Source organism: Chitinophagaceae bacterium (genome assembly GCA_016710165.1).
In the GTDB taxonomy this organism is placed as follows: domain Bacteria; phylum Bacteroidota; class Bacteroidia; order Chitinophagales; family Chitinophagaceae; genus Ferruginibacter.
Genome location: JADJLJ010000005.1, coordinates 187839 through 204621 on the forward strand (window position 1 = coordinate 187839; position 16783 = coordinate 204621).

The 16783-nt window shown below is 46.3% G+C and carries 17 protein-coding genes; 13 read left to right on the plus strand and 4 right to left on the minus strand.

The annotated features are described in order from the left end of the window. The first annotated feature begins 73 nt into the window (after positions 1-73). From IPJ02_16910 to miaA, 3 genes are all read left to right on the plus strand, one after another. A complete protein-coding gene (locus IPJ02_16910; protein MBK7377157.1) occupies positions 74-1549 on the plus strand; it encodes an HD domain-containing protein in 1476 nt (491 codons plus the stop codon). Between the two features lie 66 nt (positions 1550-1615). Further along, positions 1616-2194, plus strand: coding sequence for a hypothetical protein (locus tag IPJ02_16915; protein ID MBK7377158.1), 579 nt, complete (start codon positions 1616-1618; stop codon positions 2192-2194). Between the two features lie 114 nt (positions 2195-2308). Then, entirely contained in the window at positions 2309-3208 is a 900-nt protein-coding gene (gene miaA, locus IPJ02_16920; protein ID MBK7377159.1) for a tRNA (adenosine(37)-N6)-dimethylallyltransferase MiaA, read from the plus strand. Between the two features lie 62 nt (positions 3209-3270). On the opposite strand, the gene IPJ02_16925 is transcribed toward miaA, so the two are convergent. From IPJ02_16925 to IPJ02_16935, 3 genes are all read right to left on the minus strand, one after another. Continuing rightward, positions 3271-3999 carry an FkbM family methyltransferase gene (locus tag IPJ02_16925; GenBank protein ID MBK7377160.1) on the minus strand — a complete coding sequence of 243 codons (729 nt, stop codon included), beginning with the start codon at positions 3997-3999 and terminating at the stop codon, positions 3271-3273. 87 nt (positions 4000-4086) lie between these two features. After that, complete coding sequence (locus tag IPJ02_16930) at positions 4087-5631, minus strand: hypothetical protein (protein MBK7377161.1); 1545 nt, start codon at positions 5629-5631, stop codon at positions 4087-4089. Positions 5632-5702: 71 nt separating this feature from the next. Beyond that, on the minus strand, positions 5703-6350 hold the full coding sequence (locus IPJ02_16935; GenBank protein MBK7377162.1) for a hypothetical protein: 648 nt from the start codon (positions 6348-6350) through the stop codon (positions 5703-5705). A gap of 164 nt (positions 6351-6514) precedes the next feature. Between IPJ02_16935 and IPJ02_16940 the strand changes: the two genes are divergently transcribed. From IPJ02_16940 to IPJ02_16955, 4 genes are all read left to right on the plus strand, one after another. After that, a complete protein-coding gene (locus IPJ02_16940) occupies positions 6515-7990 on the plus strand; it encodes a proline--tRNA ligase (protein MBK7377163.1) in 1476 nt (491 codons plus the stop codon). A gap of 206 nt (positions 7991-8196) precedes the next feature. Then, positions 8197-8364 carry a DUF2752 domain-containing protein gene (locus tag IPJ02_16945; protein ID MBK7377164.1) on the plus strand — a complete coding sequence of 56 codons (168 nt, stop codon included), beginning with the start codon at positions 8197-8199 and terminating at the stop codon, positions 8362-8364. 269 nt (positions 8365-8633) lie between these two features. Further along, entirely contained in the window at positions 8634-9071 is a 438-nt protein-coding gene (locus IPJ02_16950) for a hypothetical protein (GenBank protein ID MBK7377165.1), read from the plus strand. Between the two features lie 17 nt (positions 9072-9088). Beyond that, entirely contained in the window at positions 9089-9523 is a 435-nt protein-coding gene (locus IPJ02_16955) for a hypothetical protein (protein MBK7377166.1), read from the plus strand. Positions 9524-9534: 11 nt separating this feature from the next. On the opposite strand, the gene IPJ02_16960 is transcribed toward IPJ02_16955, so the two are convergent. Then, complete coding sequence (locus IPJ02_16960) at positions 9535-10320, minus strand: RDD family protein (protein ID MBK7377167.1); 786 nt, start codon at positions 10318-10320, stop codon at positions 9535-9537. A gap of 110 nt (positions 10321-10430) precedes the next feature. Here IPJ02_16960 and IPJ02_16965 point away from each other — a divergent pair, with 110 nt between their 5' ends. The 6 genes from IPJ02_16965 (at position 10431) to tnpA (ending at position 16776) form a co-directional block, all read left to right on the plus strand. Then, complete coding sequence (locus IPJ02_16965; protein ID MBK7377168.1) at positions 10431-11453, plus strand: stage II sporulation protein M; 1023 nt, start codon at positions 10431-10433, stop codon at positions 11451-11453. After that, positions 11446-12291: a DUF4129 domain-containing protein gene (locus IPJ02_16970; protein MBK7377169.1), complete on the plus strand. Its 846-nt coding sequence runs from the start codon at positions 11446-11448 to the stop codon at positions 12289-12291. The genes IPJ02_16965 and IPJ02_16970 overlap by 8 nt, the downstream gene beginning before the upstream one ends. Before the next feature lie 7 nt (positions 12292-12298). Next, positions 12299-13501: a DUF4350 domain-containing protein gene (locus IPJ02_16975; GenBank protein MBK7377170.1), complete on the plus strand. Its 1203-nt coding sequence runs from the start codon at positions 12299-12301 to the stop codon at positions 13499-13501. 84 nt (positions 13502-13585) lie between these two features. After that, positions 13586-14563: a MoxR family ATPase gene (locus IPJ02_16980; protein ID MBK7377171.1), complete on the plus strand. Its 978-nt coding sequence runs from the start codon at positions 13586-13588 to the stop codon at positions 14561-14563. Between the two features lie 3 nt (positions 14564-14566). Next, positions 14567-15913 carry a DUF58 domain-containing protein gene (locus tag IPJ02_16985; GenBank protein MBK7377172.1) on the plus strand — a complete coding sequence of 449 codons (1347 nt, stop codon included), beginning with the start codon at positions 14567-14569 and terminating at the stop codon, positions 15911-15913. 401 nt (positions 15914-16314) lie between these two features. Next, positions 16315-16776 carry an IS200/IS605 family transposase gene (gene tnpA / locus IPJ02_16990; GenBank protein ID MBK7377173.1) on the plus strand — a complete coding sequence of 154 codons (462 nt, stop codon included), beginning with the start codon at positions 16315-16317 and terminating at the stop codon, positions 16774-16776. The last annotated feature ends 7 nt before the right edge of the window (positions 16777-16783 follow it).

Here is a 16783-nt window from a genome sequence, read left to right on the forward strand (position 1 = left end):
ACTGCAATTAGTTTCGGGCCTAATTATTAATTACAAATACCTAATTCCCAATTACCAAGTACTTTTGCATCCCATGTATATTAATTGCGACGATAAGGAACTCTTTGTGTTAAAAAAGATAGCCCATGCCGCGGAGGAGATCGGCGTGCCCTGTTACCTCATTGGGGGATTTGTGCGGGATAAGATACTGGGAAGAGATACAAAAGACATCGACATTGTCTGCGTAGGTGATGGCATTGAACTGGCAGACCGGGTTTCCCGGAAATTCAATCCCAAACCCGAAGTTCATTTCTTTAAGAATTTTGGAACGGCGCAGATAAAGTTTGAAGATATGGAGATCGAGTTTGTAGGCGCACGGAAAGAAAGCTACCATTTCGACAGCCGCAAGCCTGCCGTGGAAACCGGGACACTGGCAGATGACCAGAACCGCCGTGACTTCACCATCAATGCACTGGCCATCAGCCTGAATAAAAACGATTTTGGTGAACTGCTTGATCCGTTCAACGGGATAAAGGACCTGGAACGGAAGAATATACAGACACCCCTCGCTCCTGATCAAACATTCAGCGATGACCCCCTTCGCATGATGCGGGCCATCCGTTTTGCCACACAGCTGAATTTTACCATCCACCCCGAGACCTTTGCGGCCATTGGCGAAAATGCTGATCGTATAAAGATCGTCAGCGGCGAACGGATCGCTGATGAATTGAATAAGATCTTATCAAGCAGCAAACCTTCCATTGGTTTCGACCTGCTGTACAAAAGCGGGTTGCTGAAAATAATTTTTCCGCAGATGGTTGAACTGGAGGGGGCCGAGTATATAGATGGCAAGGGGCACAAGGATAATTTTTATCATACCCTGCAGGTGGTCGACAACATTTCAGAAAAGACAGAAGACATCTGGCTTCGCTGGGCGGCCGTATTGCATGATATTGCCAAACCGGTCACCAAGAAATTTGAGGAAGGGCATGGCTGGACCTTTCATGGTCATGAAGTGGTTGGCGGAAGAATGGTACCGAAACTGTTTGCCCGGCTGAAACTGCCGCAGAATGAAAAGATGAAATTCGTGCGCAAGATGGTGGAGATGCACCTGCGCCCCATCAGTCTTACCCGGGAAAATATCACCGACAGCGCCATACGCCGGCTGCTGTTTGATGCCGGTGAAGACTTTGATGCATTGATGACCTTATGCGAGGCAGACATCACTTCAAAGAATAAGACCAAGGTAAAACGCTACCTTGAAAATTTTGAAATGGTACGTAAGCGCTGTGCGGAAGTGGAAGAGAAGGATCACGTACGAAACTGGCAGCCGCCCATCACCGGGGAACACATCATGCAAACATTCAGCCTGCAGCCGGGCCGTGCGGTGGGTGATATAAAGAACGCTATAAGAGAAGCCATTCTGGATGGCGTTATTCCGAATGAGTACCAGGCGGCTTATGATTTTATGATAGCTAAGGCAAAGGAGTTGGGGATTGGTCATTGGTCATTGGTCATTGGTCATTGGTCATTGGTCATTGGTCATTGGTCATTTGGAATACTCATTTAACAAGATACCTGCTTTTAGAATGTCTTCAATTCTTAATTTTTAATTATTAATTCCTAATTTTACTTCATGGCTATCTTACGATTCAGGATATATTGGGAAGATGATGACAGTGTGTACCGGGATATCGCTATCCGGCATTCACAAAGTTTTTTCGACCTGCACAGTTGTATCTTAAAAAGTTTTGAGTTCGATTCAAAGCACAAGGCAACTTTTTACCGCAGTAACGACAACTGGCTGCGTGGCCGGGAGATATCGCTGGAGAAATATGATAAGGACTATAAGGCCGAGCCGCTCATTATGGCCGACACCATTATTGGTTCCGAGATCAGCAACCCCAACCAGAAATTCATTTACGAATACGATTTCAACAAGTACTGGCATTTTATGGTGGAACTGATAACCGTGGATAAGGAAGAGAATACAAAGCTTGAATACCCCTGTTGTTTGCGCAGCGAGGGGATCGCACCTTCCCAGTACGGCACCAAGGGCCTGATCGACAGCCGCCTGGCTGAAATGGAAGAGAAGTACGACCTCAAACCCGATGCCATGGCGGATGGGTTTGGTGAAGAGGGAGATGAAGGCGATGAAGTGGAGGCCGATGGCGAAGAGGAATCTTCCACGGAAGAAGGCAATGATGGATTTTAAATCGTGAGCCGTGAATCGTCAGTTGTGAGTAAAACTTCCGATTCATCATTCACGGCTCACGATTGATATTACCCCTGGTTACTGCGGGTTCTTCACAAACTCAAGTACGTGTTCATGACCCCGACCTGCATTGTTATCGTTGGCCCAACGGCCGTAGGTAAGACCTCCCTTGCTATTAAGGTAGCGCAGCATTTTCATACAAAGATCATTTCGGCCGACAGCCGCCAGTGTTTTAAAGAACTGAATACAGGCGTGGCAAAACCTTCTGCTGGGGAATTAAGGTCCGTTGAACATTATTTCATCAACTCCCACTCCATCCAGGAAGAAGTGAATGCGGCCGTGTTTGAACAATATGCCCTGGAAAAAGTAAATGAGATATTCCGGCACAATAATGTGGCGGTGATGGTGGGTGGCACGGGGTTGTATGTAAAAGCATTCTGCCAGGGTATCGACGAATTGCCGGTTATCGATCATGCAATCCGGCAAAGCATCCTGGCCGGGTATGAGGCAGGAGGACTTGAATGGCTGCAAAGACAGGTGGAAAAAAATGATCCGGTCTATTACCTGAGCGGGGAGATAAAGAACCCGCAGCGGTTGATGCGGGCCCTGGAAGTAAAGCTTTCCACCGGCAGGTCCATCCTGCTGTTCCAGACACAGCAGAAAAAGAAACGGGATTTCAACATCATTAAGATCGGACTGCAGTTACCCCGGGAACAACTGATCGCTAACATCAATAACCGGGTGGATGCCATGGTGCAGGCCGGTTTGCCGGAGGAAGTGGAACAACTGCTTCCGTATAAAAAACTGAATGCATTGCAAACCGTTGGCTACCGGGAAATATTTGCTTACCTCGATGGTACTGTATCGTTAACGGAGGCGGCCGAAATGATCAAGCTGAATACCCGCCAATATGCCAAGCGGCAGATGACCTGGTTCCGGAAGGATAAAGAAGTGAAATGGTGTGAGCCGGATCTTGATGCGGTAATGGAATTGGTTAAGGAAGTATGTGTTTAATCATGTTGCTGCCTGGCTGATAAAATATAAATACCGCCTTTCTATCGGAAAGGCTGACCGGTTCAGTCATTTCCAGGCGGCTTATTAGTAAAAAAGAGGGTATTGTATGTTTTGGCAAACAGCCTGTAGTTCAGTGGATGCAGGAATTTAACGACCGGGTTGCTTTGTATGTGTTCAAGATCGGTATGCAATGACTCGATTAAAATTACTTCCGGCCTGTATCTGGCCCAATCACAGGATTCCAGGACGTCGAGGTCAAATCCTTCCACATCCACCGAAAGGAAATCGATCCGGGTTGAACCCAGGTCCAGGCTGTCAAGAACTGCCGCAAGGGTTTTCGTTTCCAGTTTTATGACCTCTTTGATTTCAATGGAGAATTCTTTACAATGTGCCAAAGCGGTTTCCCGGTCAAACGTATTGAAGATGTTGTGTTCAAACGTATAATAATCCAGCCGCGAAGGGGTTTTGCTTATCCCGGTTTCAATATTTATATCGCGGGGCCTGAGTTTGTCGAATATTTTTTTGGTGCCGGGGTTGGCATCTATATTGATGCCATGCCAGCCTTTCAGGTAAAGTTTATAGGTATTTGAGAATTTATGGGGATGATTGGCTCCAACGTCAATGAAGAATCCGCTGTTGGTCTGTTCGCCAAAATACTTTTCCAGTATTTTGTCTTCTCCCTCCTGGGCGAATGAAGTAAACAGGTGGTTTTGTTTCAGCATCTGCCGCTTCATGATGGAATTCTTCAGCCCGTTTGGCAGGAGCGAATAAAATATTTCTTTTGCGTTCACGTAGTGGATTTACCAGGATGAAAATAAGATAAATAATAAAAAGCCCCGGAAAAAAGATCCCGGGGCGGCTTAAGCAATTAGGAGTGGTTAGAATTTGAATCCAAGAGTGGCTGCAATATTTCCTCTCTGTTGTTTAAGCATGGCATAAGTATTTGCCCGGTCTTCGAGCCGGTATGGGAAATGGACGTCTTTGCTTATTGCGTGTACATACGTAAGGTCGATGAACATGCCTTTGTTGCGGTAACCCAGTCCCCCGCTCAGCAGCATGCGGCTGGCTTTGTAGGCAGCGTCTTTATAGGGATTGCTGTAGTAAGCAAATCCAAGTCTCGCCATGATCACGTTGAACTTCAATTCACCGCCCAACCGGAAATTGAAGTTGCCTTTATAATCGGCCTTCACCACGTTGTTCAGTTCCTTGTAATATCTTTTTTCGCCTTCGGTGGGTTCTTCGTTGTTGCTGTGGAAACGGCTGCCGCGGTGCTGCACATATTCAATATCGGCGCTGATGAATGCCCGTTGTTTTTTCACGTTCTCGGTCTCCCGGAAAACATACGAAGCGCTGATCATTGCTTTGAACGGTGTGGTCTGCACATATTTTGCCTCACCGGGCCCGTTGTTGGTGAACGTTTCAGAATTTATGCTGTAACTGTTTACCGGGTTCTCCACTTCGGTGGTAAGGTAGGTGGTACGGGTATCGGTCAGTATCATGTAGGTAGGTGTGTGTATGGCCAGCCCCAGGCGTATATAGTCAAGCGGGCGGTAGATGATGCCAAGTTTTGCATTGAAACCGGTTCCTTTTGTTTTAAAATTATCGGTGTATTCAAACCGGTTAAAATGATTGGAAGTGTTTGAAGAAGTGTCAGACTCCTTAAATACCATATTGCTGGTATAACTCACCAGCGGCACACCCAGACTTATGCCCCAGTACCATTTATCATTTTTGTTTTGTGCATAGCCAAGGGCAAATTCATAGATGCCCCCTTTGGTAGTGTGGATCATCTCCTGCCGCAATGCCTGCCCGGCATCCAGGATGTATTCAGGCGCTCCTTTTACCTGTACCACGCCATTCACGGTAACGGTATCGATCAGGTAGGTGTATAATGCGGGGGCTGATGTATAGGGCAGGGCAGAGTTGGTACTTAACACTTCGCCGATGCTTAACCCGCTTTTTGCAAACTCTTCGGCAAACTGCTCACTGAATGAACTGTAATTGTTCAGCCCGCTGTACCGGACCCTGTTATTGAAACTGGCTGTTTGAGTAAAGGCAAGGCTGATGGCACTGCTTCTTTTGGGATCATTCGCATTTGAATAACCCAGTATCAAACCGCTGGCACCAAAACCAAAACTGTTCTTCTTGTCCTGGGAAAGGTTATCCCTGAACGTTGCTTTGTTGCTGTTCAAAAAGAAACCCGGTGTAAGAACAAATTCACCGGTCTTGTAGAAGCCAAGCCCTGCAGGGTTTGTATACGTGGCATTTATGTCGCCGCCCAATGACCCCATCACCCCGCCGATGGCCAGGTTACGGGCTGTTCCGTTCTGCGGAAAAAAAGAATACCGGATGGCATCTTCAGGTGCCTGGGCTAAAACGGAATTGGTTATCAGTAAAAAAAGTACGGGTATATATTTGGTCATAGCATAATTTTTTTGATACAAGTGTACTTATGCAGGTGTTTTGGTTCCCCGCTGGGGAGACCAGGGGCTGTTTAACCCCTGCCCGGTCTTGATACAGAAGAACCGGAACTGCTGCCCCCTGATGAGGAGCCTCCGCTGCTGCTGCTTCCTGAAGAAGAAGGAGAATAGGTCCTTGTATTGTTGGATGGTGAAGATGATGAAGAGGAACTTCTGCTGGGAAGAAGTATCTGCCTGCTGCGGCTTCCTGCGTTGCTGTTGTTGTAGTTGCTGGCAGGGTTCGACCATCTTCCGGTCCCGTTTGTTTTGTCGTAGGCAACATTACTGTTGTACCCGTTGTATGCTTTCAGGTTGACCATGCGTGGTGTTGTGCTGACCGGTTTTGAATACGTGGCCTTACCGGTATAAATGGCCCAGGGATAATAATAAGGATTGTAATAGTACCCGTAATTATATCTTTTGCAGGTGTAATTGTACGGGCTGTAGTCGTAATTATATTCATCCCTGAAATCCCTCCAGCGGCGGTCACGGATGCCCATGGATATCTGGTAATCGGAACTGGTTTCATACCGGTTGTCTTCACGCCTTTTTTCTGATTCACCATCATACACCCGTGCCGGGGAATAATATACGTCATCGGGGGTCTGGCTGCTTTTGTAGGCGGTGGTGCAACTGCTGAAAGTCGCTGCTGTAAGAGAAAGAAGTAGAATTTTTGTTTTCATGGTGATTTGTTTAAAGCATTTAAAATTGAAGTTACTACTTTTGTGCAGTTATCAAATACATGTAAAATTTCACAAACCCTCTGCCAACAGACATTAAAGTTAAAACGTCCGTTGTTAATGTGGTGCTAAAAGAAAGGCCGTATCTATTAAAATAAGTTAAGATAATGAGTAAAGAACTAACATCAAGGGCAGAAGATTATTCGCAATGGTACAATGATCTTGTTATTAAAGGGGGGCTGGCCGATTATTCAGCCGTGCGGGGATGCATGGTCATCAAACCCTATGGTTTTGCCCTTTGGGAAAACATGCGTGACCAGCTGGACAAAATGTTCAAGGAAACAGGGCATGTGAATGCCTATTTTCCCTTATTCATTCCCAAAAGTTTTTTAAGCAAGGAAGCCGCCCACGTGGAGGGTTTTGCAAAAGAATGCGCCGTGGTAACCCATTACCGCCTGATGAATGATCCCAATGGTAAAGGCATTGTGGTTGACCCGGATGCAAAACTGGAAGAAGAGCTGATCGTCAGGCCAACTTCTGAAACGATCATATGGAATACGTATAAGGACTGGATCCAGTCATACCGTGACCTTCCCTTGCTGATCAACCAATGGGCCAATGTTGTCCGTTGGGAAATGCGTACCCGTTTGTTCCTGCGTACGGCCGAATTTTTATGGCAGGAAGGGCACACGGCCCATGCAACAAAAGAAGAAGCCATTGAAGAAACGGAGAAAATGCTGGATGTGTATGCCGAATTTGTGGAAACCTATATGGCTGTACCCGTGATCAAAGGGGTGAAAACAGCCAGCGAGCGGTTTGCCGGCGCCGAAGACACCTATTGCATCGAGGCATTGATGCAGGACGGCAAGGCGTTGCAGGCAGGTACTTCCCATTTCCTGGGACAGAACTTTGCGAAGGCTTTTGAAGTGCAGTTCCTGAACAAGGAAAACAAGCAGGAATATGTGTGGGCCACGTCCTGGGGAGTATCAACAAGATTGATCGGCGCATTGATCATGGCGCATAGCGATGACCAGGGATTGGTGATGCCGCCAAGGATCGCCCCCCTGCAGGTGGTCATCGTTCCTATTTACAAAGGGGAGGAGAGCAAAGCCGCCATCGATGGAAAAGTGAATGAGATCATGCGGTCTTTAAAAGCAAAAGGCATCCGGGTTAAATACGATAGCAGCGATAACAGCCGCCCTGGCTGGAAATTTGCACAGTACGAATTGCAGGGTGTTCCGGTAAGGATCGCCATGGGCTTACGGGATATGGAAAACAATGTGGTGGAAGTTGCCCGCCGGGATACCAAAGAAAAAAACAGTATGCCGCTGGACGGACTGACTGATAATATTGCAAACCTGCTGGAAGAAATTCAGCTGAATATTTACAACAGGGCGCTTGTTTTCCGCAACGAAAATATCAGGCCTGCCAATACCTGGGATGAGTTTGTAAAACTGCTGGATGAAAAGGGAGGCTTTATCTCGGCGCATTGGGATGGCACTGCCGAAACGGAAGAGAAGATAAAAGAACAGACCAAGGCAACCATCCGTTGCATTCCGCTTAATAACAAGCAGGAGAGTGGCGCCTGTATCCTCACCGGCAAACCAAGTACACAGCGGGTGCTTTTTGCGAGGGCGTATTAAATCGTTAATCGTTATCCGTTAATCGTTATCCGTTAATCTGTATATCCGTTAATCCGTATATCCGTATATCCGTATATCCGTTAATCCGTATATCCGTGTATCCGTGTTCTGCTGATTCATAAATACGTTCAAACGGATTAACGTATTAACCAGTTAAAGTATTAACGTATTAACGTATTAACCAATTAACGTGTTAACAGAAAAGAATGTCTTTCTGGTTTTTAAATATTATTGACTGGCTCCAGCAGCACCAATTGCCCTGTTTGTTCAGGCAGCTTACACATATCGATTGTCCCGGATGCGGTATGCAGCGTAGTTTTTGTTGTTACTGGGTGGCGATTTTGCCGGAAGTATCCGGATGTATCCTGCTTTGATACCTGTTCTGTTGCTTTTCGGGCTTTTGATACTTCATGGGATCTTTAAGTTCAGGTGGGGGGCCGCTATCCTCAAATATTCTTTTATCTTTTGCACTGCTGTCATACTCCTTGGTTATTTTTACAAAATAGTGATTGCCTGAACGGTATTAATATCATAAAAATGCCTGGTTCATTTTCTGTAAGCCCTTGCGATCTTTCAACAGCTTTTCTTTTGCATTCTGCTGAAAGTTTTACATATTCGTTCATCATTCATCAAAAAAACGGTCATGGAAAATCCGGAACAGGATCACTTAGCCGAAATGGACCTGCAGCTTGAAGGAGAGGTCAGGCACCAGCTGAACGATGCTGCCAAATGGTCAAGATTCATTTCTGTTGTTGTATTCTTTGCCTGCGGCCTGGTGCTGGTATCCGGCACCATCGGCGGGGCGGCCATTTTCAATTCATTCAGGAGACTGGGCAATGCAGGCGATATCTTTACCGGGTTCGGTGGCTCCATGCTTATTGTGGTGATCTTTTTTATGGTAGCCGTGGTGGCACTGGTATATTATTTCCTTTTCAATTTTTCTGCTAAGATAAAAAGCGCTTTGATAAGTGAGAGCATCACTGAGTTGAATGCCGGGTTACGGTCGCTGAAGATCTTTTTCATCATCACCACGGTTTTCGCCATTCTTTCCCTCCTTAATACCATTGTAAAATTGTTTTAAATAAATATACCTGCATCATGGAAAATAACCCCAACAGCAGCATATTCGATTTTAACCTGGATGAAGAAAGCCGGTCTCACCTGGCGGCCATCGCCCAATGGACAAATATCAATGCCATTGCAGGGCTTGCCAGTGCAGCCATTACCATTACTTTTTTTATAGTAACCCTGATCAGGCTGAGCAATTATGGCGGTAATCTTTTTTCCGGGCTTATTGTTGTATGGCCCTTCATCAGCCTGGTTGTTTCACTTGTTTTGAATATTACCCTGCTGAATGCATCTTCCAGTATTAAAAAGGGTATTGAAGGTTCAAGCCAGGCCCATTTTGAGACCGGCATCACAAAACTGGCCACTTATTTTAAAATAGTAGGCATCATCACCATCATTGCCATTGTATTTGTCGCATTCGTAATGCTGGCAGGAATATTGGCGGGCAGGGGAACCGGTTTTTAAACAGCCCGGCCTCATTCTTTTGTGGCCAGGTAATTGTAATCTTCCAGCAATTTTTCCAGGAACTGGTCAACATACAGGTCGCTTTGTATGTTGAGTACTTCTTTGATCTTCAGGGCTACCCGGTGGCACATATCGTAGTTGTTGCGCTTGCCGGCCTGCTGCAGCACCGACTTGATGGTGTTGATGTCCCGGTCGCTGAGGCGCATCACTTCGGGAAACATCACTTTATAATCGGTCTTGTTTATGTTCATGAACACCGTGTCGGCAACGGTCAGTGCCGATCGTGCATTCACCACCACGGTGCCGGCGATCATATCGCCCAGGCGCTGGCTTTTGGGCGATACAGAAATGATGATCACCACGGCAATGCCAAACAGGCCGGTGATGAACGTGTAGGCAAAAAGATTTGCATTTGAAAAAGCGATGTACCCGAACAGGAAGGGCCATTCAAAGAATTTGGTGATCCAGCGCAGGATGAACTGCCCGAGGGTAGGCTCGCCTCCTTCCAGGCTTATTACCCGAATTCCCATTATTTTTTTGCCAACCGTCTGCCCGTTCATCCACAGTTCGGTAAGCAGTGAATACAGCAGCATGGGCAGCGAAATGATAAGGATATCGAGGCCCATATTCTCTTCAAGTTCAAGCAGGAACCCGGCATACAGCAGGTATTTCATGCTGAAAAGGAAGATGATGAGCAGGATGAAATCGAGGATATAGGCAAGCAGCCGCTTATGAAATTCGGCGATCTCAAATTCCAGGTCGATATTAAATGCAGTTGCTATCCGGATGATGGACATGATGCCTGCAAATTACACATTGCCCGGTACAGTTATGCCCGAACAGCAGTTTTTTTATTGCTGAAAAAAGACGAATTTGTAGCATTAATTCAAAACCTTAATTTGTCCCTATGCGGGAAGCGATGTTCATCAAAAAGAATGCAGAGAAGTGGAATGAATACCAGCATTCTCCAACCGACAACCCCGATGTGACGGCGGAGCGGTTTGTTGACCTGATCGATGATCTCAGCTATGCAAAGACATTCTACCCGAAGAGCAAGGTGACCCGCTGGATAAACGGGATAGCCGCGGGTATTTACCAGAGCATCTACCGCAATAAGAAAGAAAAGTACAGCCGCATATTCACTTTCTGGAAATACGAACTGCCGCTCCTGTTCAAAAGGTATCACCGCATCTTTTTATTCACAACGGTTGTTTTCATCCTCTTTGTCGCCATCGGTGTTTTTTCCTCCATTTACAACGAGAACTTTGTACGGGGTGTGCTCGGCGATGGATATGTTGACATGACGGAGGAGAACATAGCCAAAGGGGACCCTTTCGGTGTGTATAAAGATGATAACCCTTTTTCAATGTTTGTACGGATCGGGTTCAATAATATCCGGGTGGCCTTTCTCTCGTTCATTTTCGGCTTTACGCTGGGCATACTCACCATGTGGGTCATGTGGAAGAATGGTTTACTGCTGGGCAGCTTTCAATACATGTTCTTTGCAAAAGGACTGGGCACAAAATCGGTGCTGGTAATATGGATACACGGTACACTGGAGATATCTGCCATTGTGATCGCTTCCACCGCCGGCTTCATACTGGCAAGCGGGATCCTGTTCCCGAAAACCTATTCACGATGGGTCTCGTTTAAAAGAAGCGCCCGGGATGCTGCCAAAGTGCTGATAAGCCTGGTACCCATTTTTATTGTGGCTGCGTTTTTTGAAAGTTATATCACGCACCTCATGAGCCAGACCTTTGATAAGGCCGATAACCCGGGATTACCTGTCTGGGTCAGCATACTCATACTGGCGGTTTCACTGGCATTCATCATCTGGTATTTTGTGATCCACCCCATACGTTTACATAAGAAAGGTTATTATATCCGGCCGGATGGCATCATTCACCGGCTGAAAAAGGAGAATGAATAAACGCATCTGCATATCACTGCTGGCCTTATTGTTTTTTGCTCCTGCACAGGGGCAGCAAAAAAGGTATATCTATATTGATTCTACGCTCATAAAGAACGGTGAACCATACCCTGCAGAGGAGCCTGCAGATGAAGCAGTGGCGGAACCGGTGCCGGATGACCATACGGAAATCAACGAAGCGGTCAATGAAGAGGTACTGGACACCACCCTTTACCTGAACGGACTCATCACTTCCCCGGATTCTGTCAGGCAATGGAAGAAAGCGCAGGAATACGCCTACATGAAAAACATGGACAGTCTGCTGAAGGACCTGCAGCAGAAAGAAAAAAACCAAAACCAACGTACCCCGGTATCAACCGGACCGGGTTTGCTTGAAAGCATTTTATCCTCCGCTATCTTAAAAATTTTGCTGTGGACCCTTGCCGGGGGTTTTGTTCTCTTTATTGTTTACCGGCTTTTCCTGGCCGATGGCGTATTCAGGCGGGAGTCCAGGCTGGTAAAGGATAAGGCACAGGAAATAGTGGAAGAGCACATTACCGGTGAAACTGATTTTGATGCATTGATAAACGGTGCGCTAACGAATAATAATTTCCGACAGGCAGTACGTTACCAATACCTGCGTACGCTGCACAAACTGGCAGGCAGGAATTTTGTTGAGCTGGCGCCCGACAAAACCAATTACCAATATGTACGGGAAATTAAAGGTCCGGCCCTGCAGAATGACTTTGCGTCACTCACACTGAACTATGAGTATGTATGGTATGGAGAGTTTGAAGTGGAAAAGGATATCTACGATAAAATAGAGAAGGGCTTCAGGAACTTTAACCAAAAAGTATAATGCATTGTTGAAAAACAGCTACACATATCTTTTCCTGGCCGCAGCGGTACTGTTGTTGGCTGCCTGTCGCAGCGATAAGGGGCCTAAACTGCCGGCATTGAAAGAATCGTTTTCCAAAAAGGACAAGAACCCTTTTGGCGCCAGCATTGCTTACCGGCAGGTGAAGTCACTATATGCATCCAATTCCATCCGGGATGTGCGGCAGCCCTTTTCAAAAACATGGAAGGAAATAAGTGACAGCGGGTCCCTGTATATATGCATTACCGGCTCGTTGTTTGTTAATGAAGAGGAAGCGGATGCCATGCTGCAATATGTGGATGCAGGCAATGACCTGTTCATTTCTGCCGCGTATATTGATGACGTATTGCAGCAAAAGATCAATTGCACGACGAAAGTGAATTTCAACCAGGTTTTTGGTGCCATGGCTTTTACGCAAACATCCACCCGGTCATTGGTAGAGCCGGATTCAGCATATTCTTATTTCTATTACCCGTTCAATAATTATTTTGTGAAGATAGACAGCGGGCGTACCCGGGTCGTTGGCGTTAATGATGACCTGATGCCCAACTCCATTGTTTACTTTCACGGGAGGGGCAAGTTGTACCTTCATTGCGACCCACGGGCCTTCAGCAATTATTTCCTGCTGAAGGACAGCAATTTTAAATACATGCAGCAAAGCCTGGCTTTTACTCCTGTTGTTCCCGGGCATGTGTATTGGGATGATCATTACAACAAACTGCGCCGCCGGAAAGGAGAGGATGATAATTTCTCAACCCTGAGCGAAATAATGAAACACCCGCCGCTGGTATATGCTTTTTGGCTTACCTTACTGCTGCTTCTGTTGTATGTGCTCTTTGGCGGCAAACGGGTTCAGCGGATCATTGAGCAACGCAAACCCAATGAGAACACCACCGTCACTTTTACCGAAACGATCGGGCGTTTGTACCTGCAGAAAAAGGACAACAAGAATATCTCGGACAAAATGATCACCTATTTCAATGAATTCATCCGCAATAAATACTTTTTAAATACCAATAGCATCAATGAAGATTTCATCACTGCCCTGAGCCGTAAAAGCGGTGTGCAGCGGGAAAGCGTGGATTCCCTTTACCGTACCATCACCAGTGCGCAAAGCAGTGATCATTTAGACGATTACCAGTTACTTTCTTTAAATGAGCAGATCCAGAACTTCAATAAAAAAACTGTTTGAGCATTCAGATCTTTACATTAAATAAACCTTCCCAAGCCAACGGATCGGATAGCTCCTTCCGGGGTTGGGGCAAAACAAAAACTGATGGAAGAAAATCTTTTTCAACAACGGATCGACCTCAGCGGCCTGAACAGGTCGGTTCACGAGATCCGCAATGAAATTGCCCGGGTAATTGTCGGGCAATATAAAATGGTTGACCTGCTGCTCATCGGCTTATTGTGCGACGGGCACATATTGATCGAAGGCGTACCCGGCGTGGCTAAAACATTGACCGCAAAACTGCTGGCTAAGATCATTGATGTGGATTTTTCGAGGCTCCAGTTCACCCCCGACCTGATGCCGAGTGATGTAGTGGGCACTTCGGTGTTCAATCCCCGGGAAGGAGATTTCCGGTTCAAATCGGGGCCGGTATTCAGTAATATTGTTTTGATAGACGAGATAAACCGGGCCCCGGCAAAAACGCAGGCAGCCCTGTTTGAAGTGATGGAAGAGCGCCAGGTAACGGTGGATGGTCATACCCATATGATGGAGATACCTTTTATCGTACTGGCAACGCAAAACCCCATCGAGCAGGAGGGAACCTATCGTTTGCCCGAAGCACAACTGGATCGTTTTCTGTTTAAGATAGAAGTGAAGTATCCTTCGCTGGAAGAAGAGATCGCCATCCTCAACGGGCAACAGGGAAAATCGCAGGCACAGATGCTGGATGAAGTGAAGAAGATCTTATCGCCGGTGGACATACAGCACTACCGTACCCAGGTTCAGTCGGTGATCATAGAACCAAAGCTGGTGGAATTCATTGCAAAGATCGTTCATGAAACAAGGAATAACCCTGCTCTCTACCTGGGTGCTTCGCCAAGGGCATCGCTGGCCATACTCCGGTCTGCCAAAGCAAGTGCGGCCATAAAAGGAAGGGATTTTGTAACCCCCGAAGATATTGTGGAAATGACACCGCATGTATTAAGGCACCGCATCATTCTTACCCCGGAGAAAGAAATGGAAGGGGTCACAGAAGATGACCTGATCGAAAATATCCTGAAATCCATTGAAGTACCGCGATAAACCATGCCGGATCTTTTTAATAAATATATCAGTTCAGTATACCTCACCAGGCGTTTTTACCTGGTAATGGGTTTTTGCATTGTCCTGTTTATCACCTCCTTCCTGGTGCCGGGTATTTTTTTAATAGCGAAGATCCTTCTGTGGGTGCTTTTATCGCTGATTGTAGTTGACTATTTTTTTTTATTTGCATTGGGTAAAGCGCCGGCCGCAACGCGGCTGATGGCTGACCGGCTTAGTAATGGCGACGAAAATAAGATCGGGATACAGGTAAAGAACAACATGCCATTCACGGTACGCATGGAGATCATCGATGAACTGCCTGTACAGTTTCAGAAAAGGGACTGGTTATTGTTCTATCGTTTTAAGGCAGGAGAGCAGAAGCATATCAGTTACAGCTTACGTCCTGTGGAAAGGGGGGCGTATCATTTCGGGCGCATCATCCTTTATATTTCATCGTTGCTTGGTTTGTTAAAGCGCAGGCATAATATGGAAACGGAACAGACCGTGGCTGTTTATCCTTCTTACCTGCAGATGCGTAAGTATGCTTTGCTTTCCCAAACCACCATACAGAGTGAACAGGGCAACAGGCGTATGCGGAAGATCGGTCACAGCATGGAGTTTGAGCAGATAAAGGAATATGTACGGGGTGATGATATCCGCAGTGTGAACTGGAAGGCAACCGCCCGGAAAGCTTCGCTGATGGTGAACAGCTATACCGATGAACGGTCACAGCAGGTGTACTGCGTGATCGATAAGGGACGCCTGATGAAAATGCCTTTCGGCGGACTTACCCTTTTAGACTATGCCATCAACAGTACGCTGGTGTTAGCGAATGTTTGCCTGCAGAAGCAGGACAGGGTAGGCGTGATCACTTTTGCAAACAAGATGGGATCGGTGCTTGCTGCCGACCGCAAACCTATTCAGCGGGAAAATATCCTGCAGTTGCTCTACAACCAGGAGACCGCTTTCCTGGAAAGTGATTACGAGATGCTTTATATGCAGATCCGGGGCCGGATAAAGCACCGCAGCCTGGTTGTGTTATATACCAACTTTGAATCCCTGAACGGCCTTTACCGCCAGTTGAATTATTTACGTTCCATTGCCAAGCACCACCTGCTGATGGTGGTGTTTTTTGAGAATACCGAACTGCACCAGCTCTCCAACCTGCAGGCCCGCAATGTGGAAGAAGTGTATATAAAGACCATTGCCGAAAAATTCGAGTTTGAAAAAAGGCTTATCGTAAAGGAATTAAGGAAGCATGGCATCCTCTCTGTGCTGACTTCGCCGGAACATCTTACCATCAATGCAGTGAATAAATACCTGGAGTTGAAGGCAAGACAGGCGATATAACAAAGAGGAACCGGGTTCATCAACCCCGCATCAAATTATCTTTTTCCAACCCAGTTCAAAGAAAAAATGCCGCCCCTCCGGGGCTAAAACACACCGTTTGCTGAGGGTTTTACCAGAATTTCAGCCCGATGGGCTTTTAAATTGCAGTTTCATACAAACCCAGCCAACCCCTTCGGGGCACCATTTTGGTAGTAGCCCCGTGAGGGCGCCATTTTGGTAGCCCCATCAGGGCGTCATTTTGGTATCCCCATGAGGGCGCCATTTTGGTAACCCATGAGGGCGCCATTTTGGTAGCCCCATCAGGGCGTCATTTTGGTAGCCCCGTCAGGGCGTCATTTTGGTAGCCCCATCAGGGCGATATTTTGTTGATAAAAATCATTATTTAAAAATAAGAATATTGAATGCCAAATACCTATTCACAAATAACGATTCATGCTGTGTTCGCAGTAAAGTACCGGGATAATTTTATTGTAAAGGAATGGCGGAATGATCTGCACCGGTATATTTCAGGAATAATCAACGGTAAGGGTGCCAGATCACTTGCAGTAGGAGGATGGAATGATCACGTTCATATATTTTTCGGAATGCCGGTTACCGCCAGTATCTCCGGTTTCATAAGTGCTGTAAAAGCCAACAGCAGCAGATGGATAAATGAACAGCATTTTATTAAAGGGAGATTTCAATGGCAGGAGGGATATGGTGCCTTCTCCTATGCAAAAAGTCAACGGGATGTTGTGATCAGATATATCATGAACCAGGAAGAACATCACAGGACAAGGTCATTTAAAAATGAGTATTTGAGAATGCTTGCTGATTTTGAAGTAGATTATGATGATAACTATCTTTTTGAATTTTACAATTGAAAAAATG

Excerpts from the sequence above, each read along its gene's own strand:
- IPJ02_16910 (MBK7377157.1), top strand. The coding sequence starts at position 74 with ATGTATATTAATTGCGACGATAAGGAACTCTTTGTGTTAAAAAAGATA.
- miaA (MBK7377159.1), top strand. The coding sequence starts at position 2,309 with ATGACCCCGACCTGCATTGTTATCGTTGGCCCAACGGCCGTAGGTAAG.
- IPJ02_16915 (MBK7377158.1), top strand. The coding sequence starts at position 1,616 with ATGGCTATCTTACGATTCAGGATATATTGGGAAGATGATGACAGTGTG.
- IPJ02_16980 (MBK7377171.1), top strand. The coding sequence starts at position 13,586 with ATGGAAGAAAATCTTTTTCAACAACGGATCGACCTCAGCGGCCTGAAC.
- tnpA (MBK7377173.1), top strand. The coding sequence starts at position 16,315 with ATGCCAAATACCTATTCACAAATAACGATTCATGCTGTGTTCGCAGTA.
- IPJ02_16940 (MBK7377163.1), top strand. The coding sequence starts at position 6,515 with ATGAGTAAAGAACTAACATCAAGGGCAGAAGATTATTCGCAATGGTAC.
- IPJ02_16945 (MBK7377164.1), top strand. The coding sequence starts at position 8,197 with ATGTCTTTCTGGTTTTTAAATATTATTGACTGGCTCCAGCAGCACCAA.
- IPJ02_16930 (MBK7377161.1), bottom strand. The coding sequence starts at position 5,631 with ATGACCAAATATATACCCGTACTTTTTTTACTGATAACCAATTCCGTT.
- IPJ02_16985 (MBK7377172.1), top strand. The coding sequence starts at position 14,567 with ATGCCGGATCTTTTTAATAAATATATCAGTTCAGTATACCTCACCAGG.
- IPJ02_16960 (MBK7377167.1), bottom strand. The coding sequence starts at position 10,320 with ATGTCCATCATCCGGATAGCAACTGCATTTAATATCGACCTGGAATTT.
- IPJ02_16970 (MBK7377169.1), top strand. The coding sequence starts at position 11,446 with ATGAATAAACGCATCTGCATATCACTGCTGGCCTTATTGTTTTTTGCT.
- IPJ02_16965 (MBK7377168.1), top strand. The coding sequence starts at position 10,431 with ATGCGGGAAGCGATGTTCATCAAAAAGAATGCAGAGAAGTGGAATGAA.
- IPJ02_16935 (MBK7377162.1), bottom strand. The coding sequence starts at position 6,350 with ATGAAAACAAAAATTCTACTTCTTTCTCTTACAGCAGCGACTTTCAGC.
- IPJ02_16955 (MBK7377166.1), top strand. The coding sequence starts at position 9,089 with ATGGAAAATAACCCCAACAGCAGCATATTCGATTTTAACCTGGATGAA.
- IPJ02_16950 (MBK7377165.1), top strand. The coding sequence starts at position 8,634 with ATGGAAAATCCGGAACAGGATCACTTAGCCGAAATGGACCTGCAGCTT.